This window comes from Mycobacterium syngnathidarum (genome assembly GCF_001942625.1).
Taxonomy (GTDB): Bacteria; Actinomycetota; Actinomycetes; order Mycobacteriales; family Mycobacteriaceae; genus Mycobacterium; species Mycobacterium syngnathidarum.
This window is the reverse complement of the sequence record NZ_MLCL01000079.1, coordinates 144,920-162,774: the sequence shown is the minus strand read 5'-3', so window position 1 is coordinate 162,774 and position 17,855 is coordinate 144,920. Positions and strand designations below refer to the sequence as shown.

The 17,855-nt window shown below is 66.6% G+C and carries 17 protein-coding genes and 1 pseudogene; 10 read left to right on the top strand and 8 right to left on the bottom strand.

Translation table 11 applies throughout. The features are described 5' to 3' along the window. The first annotated feature begins 9 nt into the window (after positions 1-9). Complete coding sequence (locus tag BKG60_RS23170) at positions 10-1,152, top strand: acyl-CoA dehydrogenase family protein (RefSeq protein ID WP_070944695.1); 1,143 nt, start codon at positions 10-12, stop codon at positions 1,150-1,152. 115 nt (positions 1,153-1,267) lie between these two features. On the opposite strand, the gene BKG60_RS23165 is transcribed toward BKG60_RS23170, so the two are convergent. After that, positions 1,268-1,975, bottom strand: coding sequence for a fasciclin domain-containing protein (locus BKG60_RS23165; protein ID WP_070944696.1), 708 nt, complete (start codon positions 1,973-1,975; stop codon positions 1,268-1,270). A gap of 441 nt (positions 1,976-2,416) precedes the next feature. On the opposite strand from BKG60_RS23165, the gene BKG60_RS23160 reads away from it, so the two are divergent. After that, the gene (locus BKG60_RS23160; RefSeq protein ID WP_070944726.1) at positions 2,417-2,938 is read left to right on the top strand and encodes a gamma carbonic anhydrase family protein; all 522 of its coding nucleotides are present in this window, start codon (positions 2,417-2,419) and stop codon (positions 2,936-2,938) included. Between the two features lie 15 nt (positions 2,939-2,953). Here the strand turns inward: BKG60_RS23160 and BKG60_RS23155 are convergent. From BKG60_RS23155 to BKG60_RS23140, 3 genes and pseudogenes are all read right to left on the bottom strand, one after another. After that, positions 2,954-3,839: pseudogene (locus BKG60_RS23155) on the bottom strand (IS5 family transposase). A gap of 47 nt (positions 3,840-3,886) precedes the next feature. Continuing rightward, positions 3,887-5,167 carry a tetracycline efflux MFS transporter Tet(V) gene (gene tet(V) / locus BKG60_RS23145; RefSeq protein WP_070945567.1) on the bottom strand — a complete coding sequence of 427 codons (1,281 nt, stop codon included), beginning with the start codon at positions 5,165-5,167 and terminating at the stop codon, positions 3,887-3,889. 97 nt (positions 5,168-5,264) lie between these two features. Beyond that, positions 5,265-6,068 (bottom strand): enoyl-CoA hydratase, encoded by an 804-nt coding sequence (locus tag BKG60_RS23140; protein ID WP_070945558.1) that lies wholly within the window; start codon positions 6,066-6,068, stop codon positions 5,265-5,267. Positions 6,069-6,202: 134 nt separating this feature from the next. Between BKG60_RS23140 and BKG60_RS23135 the strand changes: the two genes are divergently transcribed. The 3 genes from BKG60_RS23135 (at position 6,203) to BKG60_RS23125 (ending at position 9,157) form a co-directional block, all read left to right on the top strand. Next, a complete protein-coding gene (locus BKG60_RS23135) occupies positions 6,203-7,294 on the top strand; it encodes a CaiB/BaiF CoA transferase family protein (RefSeq protein WP_070945557.1) in 1,092 nt (363 codons plus the stop codon). 77 nt (positions 7,295-7,371) lie between these two features. Then, positions 7,372-8,127, top strand: a complete 756-nt coding sequence (locus BKG60_RS23130; RefSeq protein WP_070945566.1) for a 3-hydroxyacyl-CoA dehydrogenase — start codon at positions 7,372-7,374, stop codon at positions 8,125-8,127. 16 nt (positions 8,128-8,143) lie between these two features. Continuing rightward, complete coding sequence (locus BKG60_RS23125) at positions 8,144-9,157, top strand: NAD(P)H-dependent flavin oxidoreductase (protein WP_070945556.1); 1,014 nt, start codon at positions 8,144-8,146, stop codon at positions 9,155-9,157. A 77-nt stretch (positions 9,158-9,234) separates the two neighbouring features. Here BKG60_RS23125 and BKG60_RS32725 read toward each other — a convergent pair whose 3' ends face one another. Beyond that, on the bottom strand, positions 9,235-9,366 hold the full coding sequence (locus BKG60_RS32725) for a hypothetical protein (protein WP_003882239.1): 132 nt from the start codon (positions 9,364-9,366) through the stop codon (positions 9,235-9,237). Positions 9,367-9,508: 142 nt separating this feature from the next. Continuing rightward, complete coding sequence (locus BKG60_RS23120) at positions 9,509-10,048, bottom strand: DoxX family protein (RefSeq protein ID WP_070188494.1); 540 nt, start codon at positions 10,046-10,048, stop codon at positions 9,509-9,511. A 154-nt stretch (positions 10,049-10,202) separates the two neighbouring features. Between BKG60_RS23120 and BKG60_RS23115 the strand changes: the two genes are divergently transcribed. Genes BKG60_RS23115 through BKG60_RS23105 form a run of 3 tightly spaced genes read left to right on the top strand, consistent with a single transcriptional unit; the run spans position 10,203 to position 13,907 of the window. Further along, positions 10,203-12,545 (top strand): MMPL family transporter, encoded by a 2,343-nt coding sequence (locus BKG60_RS23115; protein ID WP_075910059.1) that lies wholly within the window; start codon positions 10,203-10,205, stop codon positions 12,543-12,545. Between the two features lie 4 nt (positions 12,546-12,549). Then, positions 12,550-13,251 carry a TetR/AcrR family transcriptional regulator gene (locus BKG60_RS23110; RefSeq protein WP_070188534.1) on the top strand — a complete coding sequence of 234 codons (702 nt, stop codon included), beginning with the start codon at positions 12,550-12,552 and terminating at the stop codon, positions 13,249-13,251. Beyond that, positions 13,248-13,907 carry a methyltransferase domain-containing protein gene (locus BKG60_RS23105; protein WP_239252553.1) on the top strand — a complete coding sequence of 220 codons (660 nt, stop codon included), beginning with the start codon at positions 13,248-13,250 and terminating at the stop codon, positions 13,905-13,907. The genes BKG60_RS23110 and BKG60_RS23105 overlap by 4 nt, the downstream gene beginning before the upstream one ends. On the opposite strand, the gene BKG60_RS23100 is transcribed toward BKG60_RS23105, so the two are convergent. After that, complete coding sequence (locus BKG60_RS23100; protein ID WP_070188535.1) at positions 13,894-14,619, bottom strand: NAD-dependent deacylase; 726 nt, start codon at positions 14,617-14,619, stop codon at positions 13,894-13,896. The genes BKG60_RS23105 and BKG60_RS23100 overlap by 14 nt on opposite strands. 36 nt (positions 14,620-14,655) lie before the next feature. Between BKG60_RS23100 and BKG60_RS23095 the strand changes: the two genes are divergently transcribed. Next, positions 14,656-15,021 carry an Rv1152 family transcriptional regulator gene (locus BKG60_RS23095; RefSeq protein ID WP_070188497.1) on the top strand — a complete coding sequence of 122 codons (366 nt, stop codon included), beginning with the start codon at positions 14,656-14,658 and terminating at the stop codon, positions 15,019-15,021. A 7-nt stretch (positions 15,022-15,028) separates the two neighbouring features. Here BKG60_RS23095 and BKG60_RS23090 read toward each other — a convergent pair whose 3' ends face one another. After that, complete coding sequence (locus tag BKG60_RS23090; protein ID WP_070188498.1) at positions 15,029-16,258, bottom strand: Rv1453 family transcriptional regulator; 1,230 nt, start codon at positions 16,256-16,258, stop codon at positions 15,029-15,031. 100 nt (positions 16,259-16,358) lie between these two features. Between BKG60_RS23090 and BKG60_RS23085 the strand changes: the two genes are divergently transcribed. Beyond that, positions 16,359-17,852, top strand: a complete 1,494-nt coding sequence (locus BKG60_RS23085; RefSeq protein WP_075910058.1) for a flavin-containing monooxygenase — start codon at positions 16,359-16,361, stop codon at positions 17,850-17,852. The last annotated feature ends 3 nt before the right edge of the window (positions 17,853-17,855 follow it).

The window sequence follows — 17,855 nt, the reverse complement described above, 5'->3', positions numbered from 1 at the left end:
AGAAGGCATATGAAGCGACAGATCTACACCGCGGAGCACGAAGCTTTCCGTGAGACGGTCAAGGAGTACATCGAGCGTGAGCTCGTGCCCAATGCCGAGAAGTGGGAGACCGAGCGCATCGTCGACCGGTCGGCGTACACGGCCGCCGGCAAGTACGGCCTCATCGGGTTCAACATGCCGGAGGAATTCGGCGGCGGCGGTACGGATGACTTCCGCTTCAACGCCATCATCGACGAGGAGATCGCCAAGGCCGGTGTGCACGGCCCGGCGCTGAGCCTGCACAACGACGTCGTCGGCCCGTACTTCAAGGAGCTGGCCAACGACGAGCAGAAGCAGCGCTGGATGCCCGGCATCGCCAACGGCGAACTGATCATCGCCATCGCGATGACCGAGCCGGGTGCGGGCAGTGACCTGGCAGGCATCCGGACATCCGCGGTGCGCGACGGTGACGACTGGATCATCAACGGCTCCAAGACCTTCATCTCCTCGGGCATCAACTGCGACCTGTGCGTCGTGGTCGCTCGCACCGACCCCGATGCCGGCCACAAGGGCTTCACGCTGTTCGTGGTCGAGCGGGGCATGGAGGGCTTCACCCGTGGCCGCAAGCTCGACAAGATGGGCCTGCACAGCCAGGACACCTCGGAGCTGAACTTCGAGAACGTGCGGGTGCCCAATGCCAACCTGCTGGGCAAGGAAGGTCGTGGTTTCTACCACCTGATGACCAACCTGCCTTCGGAGCGGCTCGGGATCGCGATCTCGGCGATCTACGGTGCACGCGCGGTCTTCCAGGAGACGCTGCAATACGCCAAGGACCGCAAGGCATTTGGTCAGCCGATCGGCAGCTTCCAGCACAACCGGTTCCTGCTCGCCGAGATGGAGACCGAGCTGGAGGTCACCGAGAACTACCTCGACCGCTGCCTGCAGGGTGTGGTCGACGGTGAGCTGACCGCGGTCGAGGCGGCGAAGGCCAAGTGGTGGGCCACCGAGGTCGCCAAGAAGGTCGTCGACCAGTGCGTGCAGCTGCACGGCGGCTACGGCTACATGATGGAGTACCGCGTTGCACGTGCCTACGTGGACGGACGGATCCAGACGATCTTCGGTGGCACCACCGAGATCATGAAGGAGATCATCGGCCGCGAGCTCGGCGTGTAATCACGCCGACCAGACGCGAATGTCCCCGACACTTCGGCGTGTCGGGGACATTCGCGTCTGCTGGCGGCCCCACTCGCTTGCGGGGGGACTGCCGGCGCAGAGAAGCGGGAGAAAGTCAGCCGATCGGCGCGTCGGCGGCCGGGGTCTCCGGCTCCGGGGCCTTGGTGGTGGTCGTGCTGTTGGTGCCGGTGATCGTCGGCACCAGCGCCTCGGGCGGGTTGTTGGGATCGAGCACGGTGTCGATCAGGTAGATGCGGGCGTTCTGCGCCTGGATGGGGCCGCATACCAGCTTGGCGGTGTCGTTGACCTTGATGTCGCCACCCTTGCCGGTCACCTTGACCTCGGCGCCCTGCTGGGTGGGCCGCTGGCCCTTGACGTCATCGGGGCCGAGCAGGCCCAGGAACGCGTGGTAGTAGTCGAAGCTGGTGAGCGCGGCCGGATCACCCTTGAGCGCGTCGAGCTGGCCGGGCTCCATGGCGGCGAACGCGTCATTGGTGGGCGCGAAGATGACGTACGGGCCGTTGTCGAGCACCGGCACGACGTTGACGTCCGGGTTCATCCCGCCCGACAGTGCGGCGTTGAACGTGCTGATGTCGGGGATGCTGGCCAGCACCTTGCCCGCCGGCAGCTCGGCGAGGTTCTTCCAATCCGGCATGGCCTTCTTGAAGTTGTCGCAGCCCGAGCCCTGCGGATCGGGGATCTCCACCACCGGGGCGGTGGTCGTCGGCGCCGGGTCGGCCGAGGCGGTGACCGCCAGGGGCAGCGACGCAGTGATGGCGGCGACGGCCGCAGCAACGCCCAGTGTCTTGGTGCGAGTCTTCATTGGTGGGTTATTCCTCCCGCTCATGCCTAGCCTGTATTCGTCGGCTGCCGGTGCCGCGTTACGCGGTCGTCCGCGCGACTGTGGCGAGCGAACCGCGAGCATCACCGGCGCGGCGTTCCCCGCGGCGCCGCATCGGATGGTAGGGGCTACGAAGTGGTTACGGCAAAGCCGACCTGGTCGATTGAGTCGTTGCGGCTAGTTTACCTGGGCTTTTTCGGATGCTGATGCACAGCGCGGCGGCGACGGAACACCGCACGGCGGCCACCCCCGAAGGCCACCTCGTGACTGCCCTGCAGGTCCCGCAGCCAACTGGCGCCGGCCGGCGCAGTCACCGCCGGTCACTGTCGACGAGGACGACGGTGCGAGCCGCGGCATAACAGTCAGCAAGCCAGCAGATGCCACCCGAGTGGGCGGGCCGGCGGGCTGTCTACGATGACCGGCATGTCTGAGCCGCTGATCGTGTCCGTCGCCGGTCACACCCCGCAGATCGACCAGGATGCCTGGGTCGCGCCCAATGCCAGTGTGATCGGCCAGGTTTCGCTGGCGGCCGGGACCAGCGTCTGGTACGGCGCCACGCTGCGCGCCGAGGTCGAACCCATCGAGGTCGGTGCGGGCAGCAACATCCAGGACGGGGTGACCGTCCACGTCGACCCCGGCTTCCCGTGCCGGATCGCCACCGGGGTGACGGTGGGCCACAACGTCGTACTGCATGGCTGCACCGTCGAGCAGGACAGCCTGGTCGGGATGGGCGCGGTGGTACTCAACGGCGCGGTGATCGGGGCCGGCTCGCTGGTGGCTGCCGGTGCGGTGGTGCCGCAGGGCATGGTGGTGCCGCCGCGCTCGCTGGTGGCCGGTGTACCCGCCAAGGTGCGCCGCGAGCTCAGCGATGACGAGGTCGGCCACAACCAGCTGAACGCGGCGGCCTACACACATCTGACCGGGCTGCACCGCGACGCGGAGTAGCCGCTAGGGCGTGTCTCATAACCGTTTGAGCCAGGCAACGATGGCGTTGAGGATGACGCCGCCGCGGTAGTTGAGGTTGTGTTTGTCGTAGCGGGTGGCGATGGCGCGCCATTGCTTGGCGCGTTGAAAGCCGCGTTCAACGACGTTGCGGCCCTTGTAGTCCTGTGCGTCGAACTTCGGTGGCCGGCCACCGGCGCTGCCACGGCGTTTACGGTGGGCGATCTGGTCATCAGGCTGCGGGATTACCGCGGTGATGCCTTTATCGCGCAGCAACTCACGAATCGCCCTCGACGAGTACGCCTTATCACCGCGGACCTTGTCGGGACGGGTTCGTGGGCGACCCGGACCACTACTGCCCACTTTCAGGTGTCCCATCAGGATCGGGAACATCGGGGCATCGCCGGCCTGGCCGGGCGCGGTGAGCACCACCAACGGCATCCCGTGCCCGTCGACGAGATGATGAATCTTGGTGCTCAACCCACCGCGGGAACGGCCAATACCGTGGTCAGAGGGCTCCTCACGCAGATTCGTGTAATTCGACGGTGCCCCCTGTGTCCCGAGACAGGTTCGTTGCGTGCTGATGAGCCCGGTTGACCGTCGAATCCACACTGATCGCCCAATCGATCAACTCGGCGTCGGCGGCTTCGGCGAGCACCGCGGCCAGGATCGCATCCCAGGTGCCGTCTTTACTGAACTGGGCATGGCGGCGCCACACCGTCTGCCACGGCCCGAACTCGGCGGGCAGATCCCGCCACGGCGCACCGGTTCGATACCGCCAGATGATGGCCTCCACCACCTGCCGATGATCACCAAAGGGCCTGCCGCCCTTGGTCGATGGCACCGGCATCAACGGCTCAACCCGAGCCCACATCCCATCGGTAAGCACTTGCGACCTCGACACACTGCCGAGACTGCCAAACAATCCACCGATAGGTTATGAGACACGCCCTAGCGCAGTGGATGCGCGAGCTCGTCGCGCGGCATCCTGGCCGCCGTCATGGCCACGGCGGCCAGGGCCGCGGGCAGTAGTCCGGCCACCAGGAAGATGGACTCCATCGAGACCACCTTCGACAGCGGCCCGACGATCGCGAACGACAGCGGCATGAACGCCAGCGACACGAAGAAGTCCAGGCTCGACACCCGGCCCAGCATTTCCGTCGGCACCCGGCGTTGCAGCAGCGTTCCCCAGATCACCATGCCGGCCCCGTCGGTGACGCCGATACAGAACGTGGCCAGCGCCATCAACGGGAACGACGACGTGACGCCGACGACCACCAGCGGCACCGATCCCAACCCCCACATCAGCATCATCGTGGTCAGGTAGCGCCGCGGCATCCGGCGCGAGGACACCGTCAATGCCCCCAGGGCGCTGCCGAATCCGAAGAAAGCCAAGATGAATCCGTAGGCCCGGGCGCCGTCGGCGAACCGGTCCTGGGCGATGAACGGCAGCAGTACCTCGATCGGCCCGAGGACGACGAGCACGAACATGCTGGCGAACAACAGTGTCCACAGCAGCCACGGGGTGCGCACCATGAACGCGAAACCCTCACGCAGATCGCGCAATACGTGCGGGCGTTCGTTGTCCTCCTGCGCCGCAACCAAATCCGCCGTCGGGCGGGTGGCAATCAGCAAGACCAGGCCGGCGCCGAACAACGCCGCCACCACGACCGCGCCGAGCGACGGGAAGGTCGCGGCGATCACCATGCCGGCCACCGCCGGTCCCACCGAGCGCTGGAACACCGGGCGCACCACGCCCTCGACACCGTTGGCCGCCAACAGTTGTTCGGCCGGCAGGATGCGCGGCAGCAGCGCGCTGTAGGCCGGGAAGAAGAACGCTGCGGCGATACCGAGAATGCCTGCGGCGACGGCCAAATGCCAGATCTTGAGCAAGTCGAACAGGCCCAGCACCGCGACCGTGGAGACGGTCACCAGATTGACGGTCTCCACCGCGATGATGATTGTGCGCTGGTTGATCCGGTCGGCGGTGATCCCGCCGACGAGAACGAACGCCACCAGGCCGACACCCATGCAGGTGGCCACCAGCGACAGCGACGCAGGATCGTTGTCGATCGCGATGACCTGCAACGCCATCACCACCGACCACATGCCCTCGGCGAAGATCGACACCGTGACCGCGGCGATCAGCAAGCGGTACTCGCGGATGCGGAACGGGGCGAGCACACGCCAGCCACCGGTCTGATCGACCGGTGGCTGGATGTCGTGTTGCATGCTCACAACACTTGATGGTGCCCACCTGGAGTGGGTTGCGTCCAACGATTTTTCGGGCGCGAACAGGGCTCGCGAGGCAGGTAGGTGGGGCTACCGCTTACTGCTGGGTGAACTCCGGGCGCCGGTTCTGCTGGAAGGCCTTGGTGCCTTCGCGGAAATCGTCGGACACCAGCAGCTGCAGCTGGCCCTTGCGCTCGCGGGCAAACGCCCCTTCGAGCTCGGTCAGGGTGGCTGCGTTGACGGCCTGCTTGGTCTCCCGCAGTGCCACCGCCGGACCCGAGCGCAGCTTGGCGACGATCTTGTCCACGGCGGCATCGAACTCGTCGGCCGGGTACACCGCGCTGATCAGGCCCCAGTCGAAGGCCTCGGTGGCGGTGAGGCGATCGGCCAGCAGCGCCAGGCGCATGGCCCGGATCCGGCCGATGTTCGCCGCGACGAGCGCCGACGCACCGCCGTCGGGCATCAACCCGATCTTGGTGAAGGCCAACAGGAAGAAGGCCGCCTCGGAGGCCAGCACGACGTCGCACGCCAGTGCCAGGGACACGCCGACGCCGGCGGCCGGCCCCTGCACGACGGCCACGACCGGCTTGGGCAGCGCCACGATGGAGGCGACGGCCCGGTTGGCGGCATCGAGGACGCCTTCGGCGTCGTGGGTCTCGGCGTTCTGGTCTTCCTCGCTGATTCCCGCGCCCGAGCTGAATCCGCGGCCCGCGCCGCCCAGCCGGACCACCCGCACCTCGGGGTCGGTGGCGGCCAATTCCATGGCGCCGGCGATCGCGACGAGCATGCCCTGGGTCAGCGAGTTCAGGCTGTCGGGCCGGTTCAGGGTCACCGACAGCACACCGCCCTCGAGGGTCACGGATACGTCTTTGACGTCGGGGTATTCGCGGGTCACGGTCATCTATGCACCTTAAGTCTGGCGGGCCCGTGGCCCGCTGCGGGCGGGGCCGGCTATGGCCATACCGGTCGAGAAGGTTATACAAGTAAGCTATGTCACCGGTCAACCAAGGCCTAACAGGCGAAGGGCGGAAGAGCATGGCAGGACCACTGCAGGGTTTGCGCGTTGTCGAGTTGGCCGGTATCGGCCCGGGCCCGCACGCGGCGATGATTCTCGGCGATCTGGGCGCCGACGTCGTGCGGGTCGAACGGCCGGGCCGCAGCGGGGGAGTGCCCGCCGGTGATCGGGATTCGATGCTGCGCAATCGCCGCTCGGTGGCGGCGGACCTCAAGAGCGACGAAGGTCGCGAGCTGGTCCTGAGCCTGATCGCCAAGGCCGACGTGCTGATCGAGGGCTATCGGCCCGGCGTCACCGAGCGTCTGGGCCTGGGGCCCGACGACTGTGCCAAGGTCAACGACCGCCTGATCTACGCCCGGATGACGGGCTGGGGCCAGGAAGGTCCGCGGGCCCTGCAGGCCGGCCACGACATCAACTACATCTCGCTCAACGGCCTGCTGCACGCTGTCGGCCGCAAGGGTGAGCGCCCGGTCCCGCCGCTGAACCTGGCCGGTGACTTCGGTGGCGGCTCGATGTTCCTTCTCGTCGGCATCCTCTCGGCGCTGTTCGAGCGGCAGGCCTCGGGCAAGGGACAGGTGATCGATGCGGCCATGGTCGACGGTTCGTCCGTGCTGATGCAGATGATGTGGGGCTTCCGGGCCAACGGCATGTGGTCCGACGAGCGCGGCACGAACATGCTCGACACCGGTGCGCCCTACTACGACACCTACGAGACCGCCGACGGCAAGTACATGGCGATCGGTGCGATCGAGCCGCAGTTCTACGCCGAGTTGCTCAAGGGGCTGGGCCTGGAGGGTGCCGACCTGCCGGCGCAGAACGACATGGCGCGCTGGCCCGAGCTGCGTGAGGCCTTCACCAAGGCATTCGCCGCTCACGACCGCGATCACTGGGCCAAGGTGTTCGCCGGTACCGATGCGTGCGCGACGCCGGTGCTTTCGTTCGCCGAGGTGCTCACCGAGCCGCACATCGCCGAGCGCGACACGTTCTTCGACGACGAGGGCAACCTGCAGCCGATGCCGGCCCCGCGGTTCTCACGCAGCACTCTCGCGGTGCCGACGCCGCCGCGCGAACGTGGCGCCGACACCGAAGCCGTTCTGCGGGACTGGGTTTAGTTCACCGTTTAGTTCAACCACTGTTTGGTTCGACCGAAGGGGTCGGCGTTGAAGCCGGCCGGAAAGGAATGCGGTACATGGAGATCAAGGACGCGGTAGCCGTCGTCACCGGCGGTGCTTCCGGTCTGGGCCTGGCCACCACGAAGCGACTGCTGGACGCAGGTGCGCAGGTGGTCGTCATCGACCTCAAGGGCGAAGAGGTGGTGGCCGAGCTGGGTGATCGGGCCAAGTTCGTCGCCACCGACGTCACCGACGAGGCCGGCGTGACCGAGGCGCTCGACGTCGCCGAATCGCTTGGCCCGGTGCGCATCAACGTCAACTGTGCAGGCATCGGCAATGCAATCAAGACCCTGAGCCGCAACGGAGCGTTCCCGCTCGACGGGTTCCGCAAGGTGGTCGAGGTCAACCTGATCGGCACCTTCAACGTGATCCGGTTGAGCGCCGAGCGCATCGCCAAGACGGAGCCCCTGAAGAACGAAGAGCGCGGCGTCATCATCAACACCGCCTCGGTGGCGGCGTTCGACGGCCAGATCGGCCAGGCCGCCTACTCGGCGTCAAAGGGCGGTGTGGTCGGCATGACCCTGCCGATCGCGCGCGACCTTTCGCGTGAGCTGATCCGCGTGTGCACCATTGCGCCGGGGCTGTTCAAGACCCCGCTGCTGGGCTCGCTGCCCGAGGAGGCGCAGAAGTCGCTGGGCCAGCAGGTTCCGCACCCGGCCCGGCTGGGTGATCCCGACGAGTACGGCGCCCTGGCCGTGCACATCATCGAAAACCCGATGCTCAACGGCGAGGTGATCCGCCTCGACGGTGCTATCCGCATGGCTCCCCGGTAACCAGGAAGGCGAACATATGGCATTGAAGACGAAGTTCACCGAGACGTTCGGGGTCGAGCACCCCATCGTGCAGGGTGGTATGCAGTGGGTCGGCCGTGCCGAACTCGTTGCGGCCGTGGCGAATGCGGGTGCGTTGGGTTTCATCACCGCGCTCACCCAGCCCACCCCGGCGGATCTGGCCCGCGAGATCGAGCGGTGTCGTGAGCTCACCGACAAGCCGTTCGGGGTGAACCTGACGATTCTGCCGACGATCAACCCGCCGCCGTATGACGAGTACCGCCAGGTGATCGTCGACTCCGGCATCAAGATCGTGGAGACCGCGGGTTCGAACCCGGCGCCGCACCTGCCGATGTTCCATGACAACGGCATCAGGGTGCTGCACAAGTGCACTTCGGTGCGCCACGCCGTCAAGGCGCAGAGCCTGGGTGTGGACGGCATCAGCATCGACGGGTTCGAGTGCGCCGGTCATCCGGGTGAGGATGACATCCCGGGCCTGGTGCTCATCCCGGCCGCCTCGGCCAAGATCGAGATCCCGATGATCGCCTCGGGTGGTTTCGCCGACGCGCGTGGTCTGGTGGCTGCGCTGGCGCTGGGGGCTGACGGCATCAACATGGGTTCGCGGTTCATGTGCACCGCGGAATCGGCGATCCATCAGAAGGTCAAGGAAGCCATCGTGGCGGGCACCGAGCTCGACACCGAGCTGATCTTCCGCAGCCTGGGTAACACCGCCCGCGTCGCGAGCAACACGGTTTCGCGTGAAGTGGTGCAGATCCTCAAAGACGGCGGCCAGTTCGAGGACGTCAAGGATCTGGTGGCCGGCAAACGTGGCGTGAAGGTGTATGAGATCGGTGATCTCGACGCCGGCATCTGGTCGGTTGGAACCTCGATGGGTCTCATCAACGACATCCCCACCTGCGGCGAACTCGTCTCACGGATGGTGTCGGAGGCCGAGGAGCTGATCAGTGGGCGCCTGGCGAACATGATCGGTGCGGGCGAAGCCGAACCGGAGAAAGAAGCAGTCCTCGCCTGAAGCGAGGACTGTGGCCCCGAAGGGCTGGCTACGGCAAACTCAAGATGGGAAACGCGCGCCGCGAGGCGCGCGTTTTCTCATACTGCGGTAGGCAGTTCTTGGAAGTCGTCAAACTGCTCGGAGGTTTCACCCTCGACGAGGACATCGCCGTGGTAGAGGGCCTCGAAGTCAACCTTGATGACATCGGCACTGGTGTCGTCGATCCACATGACACTGAGCGTATGGGTCACCATTAAGGAATCTTTGAGTCACGGTTCGGAAAATGGTGGCAATCCTACTTTTGGGTAGGTTTCTGGCGAGTAGCCCAAAGCTGGAAATCGGCGGCGGCTACCGGCGCCAACAGGACGGGGTTCAGGCGACGGGTTTTGTGACGTGGATGGGGTTGGACCCGTTGAGCGCGATCCAGGTCACCACGGCGACGGCGAATCCGAGCACCACCAATCCGACCGCGCCCCTGGCCGAGACGCGGGAGCGGCCGAAAACCCGCTCATCGACGGAGAACGCGCCGGCGCCGGTGAACAACAACGCCGCGGCGGCGAATGCGGCCAGGAACGGCACGTTGAACGGCTGGGACCAGAAGGCGTCGGCCGACACGTTCACCGCCCAGGCGTCGACCATCGCGCCGATCACCGCGCATGCGGCCAGTGGCGTGAGAACGCCCAACAGCAGCCCTATCCCGCCGAGGGTTTCGGCCGCGGTCACCATGAACGCGCCGAACGCGGGTAGCCGCCAGCCGCTGGATTCCATGAATCCCACGGCGGCATCGAAGTCGAAAGCCTTGATCAGACCCGCTTGCAACATGGTTGCGCCGGTAGCGATGCGCAGGATGAGAAGTCCGGTGTCGGTCAGGCGGCTGGTCGTCGCGGTGCCGGCATCGATGGTGTTTGTCATGCCTTATTAGACGCACGATCGAGCCGAAATTCATCGCCTGTCGGCCGCTGATGAACCTTGGGGTGCCGATCGCCGTATGTAGAGCAGGCCACATTGACGCCGGAAACTTACCGTTGTTAACTTAACGACGATATCCATCGGGGAAGGACGCGCATTGCTGCATCGAATCGCCCATCTGGCCCTCGCTGCGCCACGACGCGTCTTGGCGGTGGCCGCGCTGGTCATGGTGGCCGCGGCCATCTTCGGCATTCCGGTGGCCAAGAGCCTGTCGGCGGGTGGCTTCCAAGACCCGACGTCGGAATCCGCGCAGGCCACTCAGCTGCTCTCGGACAAGTTCGCCCGCGGCGACATGCAGTTGGTCATCAGCGTCACCGATGAGAGGGCCGGGGCTGACAGTCCCGCGGCCCGGGCTGCGGGCACCGACATCGCAGGCCAGCTCAAGGTGTCGCCGTACGTGACCGAGGTGAGCTCGACCTGGACCGTGCCGGCACCCGCGGCAGCCACCCTGGTCAGCAAGGACGGCAAGACCGGGCTCATCCTGGCTGGGATCAACGGCGGGGAGAGTGGCGCGCAGAAGCACGCCAAGGAACTGACCGACCGTCTGGTGCACGACCGCGACGGCGTAACCGTGCGGGCCGGCGGCGAGGCGATGATCTACGTCCAGATCAACGGGCAGAGCGAAAAAGACCTCTTGATGATGGAGTCCATCGCGATTCCGCTGAGCTTCGTCGTGCTGGTGTGGGTCTTCGGCGGACTGCTCGCCGCCGCATTGCCGCTCGCGGTCGGCGGCTTCGCGATCCTGGGGTCCCTGGCGGTGCTACGCGGGTTCACGATGGTCACCGACGTCTCGATCTTCGCGCTCAATCTCACCGTCGCCATGGGACTGGCCCTGGCGATCGATTACACCCTGTTGATCGTCAGCCGGTACCGCGACGAGCTGGCCGACGGCGTCGAGCCGGACCGGGCCCTGGTGCGCACGATGATCACCGCCGGGCGCACCGTGCTGTTCTCGGCGATGACGGTGGCGCTGTCGATGGTGGCGATGGTGCTGTTCCCGATGTACTTCCTCAAGTCGTTCGCCTACGCGGGCATCGCGGTGGTGGGGCTGGCGGCGTTCGCGGCCATCGTGGTGGCCCCGGCGGCGATCGTGCTGCTCGGTGACCGCCTGGACGCCTATGACGTGCGCCGGTTCTTCCGCCGCATCCTGGGCCGGCCCGAGCCCGTGGCCAAGCCCGTCGAGCAGACTTTCTGGTACCGCATGACCAAGCGGGTGATGCGCCGTGCGTTGCCGGTCGGCCTCGCGGTGATCGCGCTGTTGCTCATGCTGGGCGCGCCCTTCCTCGGCATCAAATGGGGCTTCCCCGACGACCGCGTGCTGCCCTCCTCGGCGTCGGCCCGTCAGGTCGGCGATGAGCTCCGTAACGATTTCGCCGTCGACTCCTCGACCGCCGTCACCGTGGTGCTTCCGGACGTGACCGGCCTGCCACCCGCGGAAATCGACCGCTACGCGGGCGAGCTGTCGCGGGCCGCCGACGGAGCCTCGGTGTCCGCGCCCGGCGGCACGTTCGTCGACGGTCGCCGGGTTGGCCCTCCGACGTCGGGAACCGGAATAGCCGACGGCAGTGCGTTTTTGACGATCGGCAGCAACGTGCCGTTGTTCAGCGACGATTCCGAGGCGCAACTCGACGCGCTGCACGCGGTGCCCGCCCCCGCCGAGGTGAAGTTCACCGGCATCGCTCAGGTCAACCGGGACAGCTCGCAGGCCATCACCTCCCGCCTGCCGATGGTGCTCGGCATCATCGCCGCCATCACCTTCGTGCTGCTTTTCCTGCTCACCGGCAGCGTGATACTGCCGTTGAAGGCGTTGGTGCTCAACGTGTTGTCGCTGTCGGCGGCGTTCGGCGCGCTGGTGTGGATCTTCCAGGACGGGCACCTGGGCGCGCTCGGCACCACGTCGACGGGCACGCTGGTGGCAAATCTGCCGGTGCTGCTGTTCTGCATCGCCTTCGGGTTGTCGATGGACTACGAGGTGTTCCTGGTTTCGCGGATCCGCGAGTACTGGTTGTCGCCCGGGCTGACACGTGCCGACGGCACCGAGATGTCCCCGCGGGAACGCTCCGGCCATCTTGCTCCTCGCGTCCGCAACGACGAGAGTGTCGCGCTCGGACTGGCCCGCACCGGGCGGGTGGTGACGGCCGCCGCGCTGCTGATGTCGATATCGTTCGCGGCACTGATCGCGGCGCAGGTGGCCTTCATGCGGATGTTCGGCCTCGGTCTGACCATTGCCGTGCTGGTAGATGCCACGTTGGTGCGCATGTTGTTGGTGCCGGCGTTCATGCACCTGATGGGGCAGTGGAACTGGTGGGCGCCGGCACCGTTGGCCCGCCTGCACAAGCGCATCGGGATCAGTGAGTCCGGTCCCGCCGAGGGCGGGCCGGGCGACACTCCCCCGGGTGACGAGCGAGAACGGGCCGGCGCCGCAGTGACGGACGGTTAGCGTGATGATCCAGCCTGGGAAACGACGCCGAGCGCCGCGCGGTTCCGGTGAGCTGCTTCGTGATCAGATCCTCGATGCCACAACCGAATTGCTGTTGGACACCGGTCATGCCAAGGCGGTGTCGATTCGGTCGGTGGCACAGCGGGTCGGGGTCACCCCACCGTCGATCTACCTGCATTTCGCCGACAAGGACGCGCTGCTGGACGCGGTGTGCTCGCGCTATTTCGAGAAGCTGGACGAGGAGATGCAGTGGGCGGCGGCCGACCATTCCTCGACCATCGAGGTGCTGCGGGCCCAGGGGCACGCGTATGTGAACTTCGCCAGGCGCACGCCGGAGTTGTACCGGCTGGCGACGATGGGGGAGGGCAGGCCCGGCAGCGACGTCGACGTCGCCCTCAACAGCTCGGCGTTTCAGCACATGCGAGCCGCGATCGAAACGCTGATCGCCGAGGGCGTGTACCCGCCCGGCGACGCCACCACACTGGCCCTGGAATTGTGGACCGCCGCGCACGGCGTGGCCGCCATTCTGATCTCGAAGCCGTACCTGCCGTGGGGAGATGTCGAGGAGTTCACCGACCGTGTGCTGCGGGCGGTGTGCACCGGCCAGATCGTCTCGGGGATCATCGGAACCGACCTCGAGCCCGACGAGACGATCGCCCGGTTGAAGGGATTCGCCAGCGAGTACGCCGATGGAGGAGAACCGTGAGTGACAAGACCTCAGACATTCCGGACTTCGCCCGGGTGGACAACCCGTTCTTCGCCCGCGTGTGGAAGACATTGTCGAGCTCGGAGCCGAAGGCTCTGCGGCGGCTGCGCAGTGAGAACCTCTCCGGGCTCAGCGGCCGGGTCCTGGAGATCGGGGCGGGCACCGGGACCAACTTCGCCTTCTATCCCTCGACGGTGACCGAGGTGGTCGCCATCGAACCCGAACGTCACCTTGCCGAGGTGGCCCGCGCCGCGGCGGCCAAGGCCGCGGTTCCGGTGACGGTGACCAGTGACACTGCCGAGAAGTTCAACAGCGCCGAACCGTTCGACGCGGTAGTCTGTTCGTTGGTGCTGTGCTCCATCGAACAGCCGGATACTGTTCTGCAGCAATTGTTTTCGCTGCTCCGGCCGGGAGGCGAACTGCGGTACCTCGAGCACGTGGCCGGCAGCGGCTGGCGGGGTGGGATGCAGCGCGTGGCGGACGCCACGGTGTGGCCGCGGTTGTTCGGAAATTGCCACACCCATCGGCATACCGAGCAGACGATCGCCGGCAGCGGCTTCCAGGTTGCTGTCGCTCACCGCGAGTTCGCGATGCCGGCCTGGGTGCCGTTGCCGGTGACGGAGTTCGCCATCGGCCGTGCGGTCAGGCCTGCCTAGTACCCAGCAGTGTGGGTAACCGCTGCAGCAGGTCCGGAAGGGACGCGGCCGCGGTCTCGCGCAGGGAGATGGTCGCGCTGTCGGACAGCGGCGTGCGCTCGGGGTTGACCTCGACCACCACGGTGCCCGCGGCGACGGCGGCTTCGGCCAGCCCTGCCGCGGGATACACGACCGAGCTGGTGCCTACCACGATCACCACGTCGGCAGCACCGACCGCCTGTACCGATCGTTGCCAGGCGTCGTCGGGCAACGGCTCACCGAACCAGACGACACTGGGCCGGATCAGGCCACTGCACGGGCATACCGGGGGTTCGATCGTCTCGACCGGTTCGGGCATCGGGGGAAGATCGCCCTCGAACCTCGAACCGCAAGCGTCGCAACGGAACTCGAACAAGTTGCCGTGCAGGTGGTAGACGTTGGTGCTGCCGGCGCGCTCGTGCAGGTTATCGACGTTCTGGGTGATGACGTGTACGTCGGCGAAGTCCTGCCAGGCAGCCACGGCCCGATGCCCGTCGTTGGGCTGCACGTGGGCCATCATGTAGTGGCGCCACAGATACCAGGCCCAGACCTTTTCGGGATGTTGCTGCCAGCCTTCGACGCTGGAGATTTCATACGGGTCCACTTGTGCCCACAGGCCCGTCTCGACGTCGCGGAACGTCGGCACACCACTTTCGGCTGAGATTCCGGCACCGGACAGGACAGTCACTTGCACATCACCAACGTAGTCGGTTTGGGTGATACTGGGCATGTGGGTGAGTTGGGGGATTGGGTGCTGGTCGACTCGAGCGCGGACAAGCCGCTGTTCGATCAGCTCAGAATCCAGATTATCGACGGAATACGGCAGGGACGGTTGGCTCCGGGTACTCGGCTACCGACGGTGCGCGAACTGGCGGGGCAGGTCGGGTTGGCGGTCAACACCGTGGCCAGGGCATATCGTGAGCTGGAGTCGGCGGGGGTCTTGGAGACTCGCGGGCGGTACGGGACATTCGTGGCGCGGGCGGACCCGGCCGATGCCGCGATGGCCGCGGCGGCGCACTCGTTCGCCGAAGCTGCCCGCGCGTTGGGGATCGGCAAGAGCGACGCGCTGCGCTATCTGGACACCGCGTTCGACTGACCGGGATTCACCCGGCCGCCGTGCCGCGCCAGCGCAGCACGTCCAATGCGACGGCGACCGCGACACTGTTCTCGGCCAGGGGGCGGGGCAGGAGCTCGTCGGCGCGGACCAGCCGGCGCAGCAGCGTGTTGCGATGCAGGTACAGCCTCGCCGCGGCCCGGGAAGCGTTGCACTGTTCGTTGACGAATACCCGCACCGTTTCCCGTAATTCGGCGTCAGCGGTCTCCAGCGCAGCGAGGTTGTGGCTGACGAACTCGGCGGCGCGATCGGGTTCGGAGGTGAGCAGGGCGACGAGTTCGACCTCGCCGAACTGGGCGATTTGCTGTGTGGAGTGCAGCCGGGCCATCATCTGCTGGGTGGTGATCGCGTCGAAATGGCTGCGCCGGAAGCCATCCAGGCCGTCGGCGACCGGTCCGACGGCGATCCGGACGCCGTCCAGCTCTGCGGCGGCGTGGGTCAGCGCCTGGAACCCGCGCTCGACCTCGGCGCTACCTGCCGCCCACACCCATCGGGTGGCGGTGCTCGCCAGCACGCTCAGCGGCCGCGGATCGCCGCAGTCCTGACCGAATGCCTCGGCGGCGCGGTCCAGCCCGGACATGTCGCCCGCGGGGTCCTCGCTCCAGATCACCGCGGCGGTGTGGGTTCCGGTCAGCGCGTGGCCCAGGCGTGCTTCGGCTCGCTGCCTGGGGATCGGGGCACCTTCGAGCAGAAGTGCGACGGTCTCGCGTCGCTCGGCGTGGGTGCCGCGGGTGAGATCCTCGCGTTCGAGCTCGATCTGGGCGGCGATTCCGGCCAGCGTCGCGTCGACGAACGCGCTGATGGACCGCGAGCAGACGTCGAGCATCTCGCGCAGTTCGGCGGGGTCGGACGTCAGCTCGAAGGCGATCTCCATGAGCCGACGCCAGGCCACCCCCTCACCGACGCGGTACGCATCGAGGGGAAATGCGTTGACGCCGCGGCGCACCAGCTCCCGTGCGATGCTCAGCGGCTCCGGCCCGGTGTTCGGCGGCACCGGGGCGCCCGGATCGCGCACATTTGCCGTGCCCCAGAAAAACAGGTTCGCGTGGTTGCTGCGGACGACGGCGGCGGCGAGCTCGGGGTCGGAGGCGATCGCCGGGCTGGCGGCCAGGACGGCGGTGTCGAACTCCTCGAGCCAGTCCTCGCGTGGGTTGAGGACGATTTGTGCGCATTGCCGGATCAGGTCCTGCACCCGCGGAGACGGTGGCTGCCACACCATCACCCCAGGGTAGATTGATGGTGCAAAGTGCACCACCAGTCGGGTGAAATTTGGCACTTTTTACCTTGGGTTACGGTCGGCTGGCCGCAACCATTGAGACATGAACCACACCGAACACGTCGACGTACTCATCATCGGCGCCGGCATCTCCGGCATCGGTGCTGCCTACTACCTTCAGCGCGAACATCCGGGGCGCAGTTACGCGATCCTGGAAGCCCGCGGCGCCACCGGCGGCACCTGGGATCTGTTCCGCTACCCAGGAATTCGGTCGGACTCGGACCTGCACACCTTCGGCTACGAGTTCAAGCCGTGGCGCGACGAGCACGCCATCGCCACCTCCGACAAGATCCTGGCCTATCTGCGGGAGACGGTGGCGGAAAACGGCATCGACCGCCACATCCGGCTGCACCACAAGGTGCGGGCGGCGGCCTGGGATTCGGCCCGGGCCGCCTGGACCGTGGACATCGAGCGGACCGACGGTGGCGGATCAGATCCCGAACTCGTGCAGATATCGGCGAACTGGCTGTTCTGCGGCGGCGGGTACTACCGCTACGACCAGGGTTACGCCCCGCAATTCGAGGGGGCCGACCGGTTCACCGGGCGTGTCGTGCATCCCCAGCACTGGCCCGAAGATCTCGACTACACGGGGAAGAAGGTCGTGGTGATCGGCAGCGGTGCCACTGCCGTCACGCTGGTGCCGTCCATGGCGGGCACGGCTGCCCACGTCACCATGCTGCAGCGCTCACCGTCCTATGTGATGCCGGTGCCGGCCAAGGACTCCTTCGCCAACACTGCCAAGCGACTGCTCGGCGACGAGCGCGGGTACGCGCTGACCCGGCGCAAGAACATCCTCAAACAACGTGGCGTCTACACCTTCTGCCAGAGGTACCCGAAGACCGCCCGGGCCGTGATCCGCTGGATCAACGCCGCCAAGCTTCCCGACGGGTATCCCGTGGACGAGCATTTCAGCCCCCTCTACAACCCGTGGGATCAGCGGCTGTGCGCGGTGCCCGACGGGGATTTGTTCGCCGCGCTCAGCGATGGCAGCGCCTCGGTGGTGACCGACCGCATCGCGACGTTCACCGAGACCGGCATCCTGCTGGAGTCAGGACGCGAGCTCGACGCCGACATCATCGTCACCGCAACGGGATTGAACATCCAGCTGTTCGGCGGGATGACGCTGAGCGTAGACGGCGAAGAAGTGAACCTCGCCGAGGCCGTGGCCTACAAGGGCATCATGCTCTCGGGTGTGCCGAACTTCGCGTTCGCCTTCGGCTACACCAACTCGTCGTGGACTCTCAAGGTCGGTCTGCTCTGCGAGCACTTCTGCCGTCTGTTGAAGCACATGGACGACAACGGCTTTGACTCAGTGCGACCGGAGTTCAGCGGTGGACCGACCCGCCCCCTTCTCGATTTCGCCGCCGGTTACGTGCAACGCTCGATCAACGAGATTCCCCGCCAGGGTGTCGACGGGCCGTGGCAGATGACCATGAACTACACGCTCGATGCACAGACGCTGCGTAACGGTCCGGTGGCGGACCCGAGCCTGCGGTTCGAAACAACGCAGGTGGAACTGGCCGGGTCGACAGTCTGATCC

What these genes read in the sequence shown, in the direction of transcription:
- BKG60_RS23090 (WP_070188498.1), bottom strand. Translation starts at nt 16,258, where the DNA reads ATGGTGTGGCAGCCACCGTCTCCGCGGGTGCAGGACCTGATCCGGCAA.
- BKG60_RS23140 (WP_070945558.1), bottom strand. Translation starts at nt 6,068, where the DNA reads ATGACCGTGACCCGCGAATACCCCGACGTCAAAGACGTATCCGTGACC.
- BKG60_RS23135 (WP_070945557.1), top strand. Translation starts at nt 6,203, where the DNA reads ATGGCAGGACCACTGCAGGGTTTGCGCGTTGTCGAGTTGGCCGGTATC.
- BKG60_RS23085 (WP_075910058.1), top strand. Translation starts at nt 16,359, where the DNA reads ATGAACCACACCGAACACGTCGACGTACTCATCATCGGCGCCGGCATC.
- BKG60_RS23130 (WP_070945566.1), top strand. Translation starts at nt 7,372, where the DNA reads ATGGAGATCAAGGACGCGGTAGCCGTCGTCACCGGCGGTGCTTCCGGT.
- BKG60_RS23165 (WP_070944696.1), bottom strand. Translation starts at nt 1,975, where the DNA reads ATGAAGACTCGCACCAAGACACTGGGCGTTGCTGCGGCCGTCGCCGCC.
- BKG60_RS23125 (WP_070945556.1), top strand. Translation starts at nt 8,144, where the DNA reads ATGGCATTGAAGACGAAGTTCACCGAGACGTTCGGGGTCGAGCACCCC.
- BKG60_RS23110 (WP_070188534.1), top strand. Translation starts at nt 12,550, where the DNA reads ATGATCCAGCCTGGGAAACGACGCCGAGCGCCGCGCGGTTCCGGTGAG.
- BKG60_RS23170 (WP_070944695.1), top strand. Translation starts at nt 10, where the DNA reads ATGAAGCGACAGATCTACACCGCGGAGCACGAAGCTTTCCGTGAGACG.
- BKG60_RS32725 (WP_003882239.1), bottom strand. Translation starts at nt 9,366, where the DNA reads ATGTGGATCGACGACACCAGTGCCGATGTCATCAAGGTTGACTTCGAG.
- BKG60_RS23120 (WP_070188494.1), bottom strand. Translation starts at nt 10,048, where the DNA reads ATGACAAACACCATCGATGCCGGCACCGCGACGACCAGCCGCCTGACC.
- BKG60_RS23160 (WP_070944726.1), top strand. Translation starts at nt 2,417, where the DNA reads ATGTCTGAGCCGCTGATCGTGTCCGTCGCCGGTCACACCCCGCAGATC.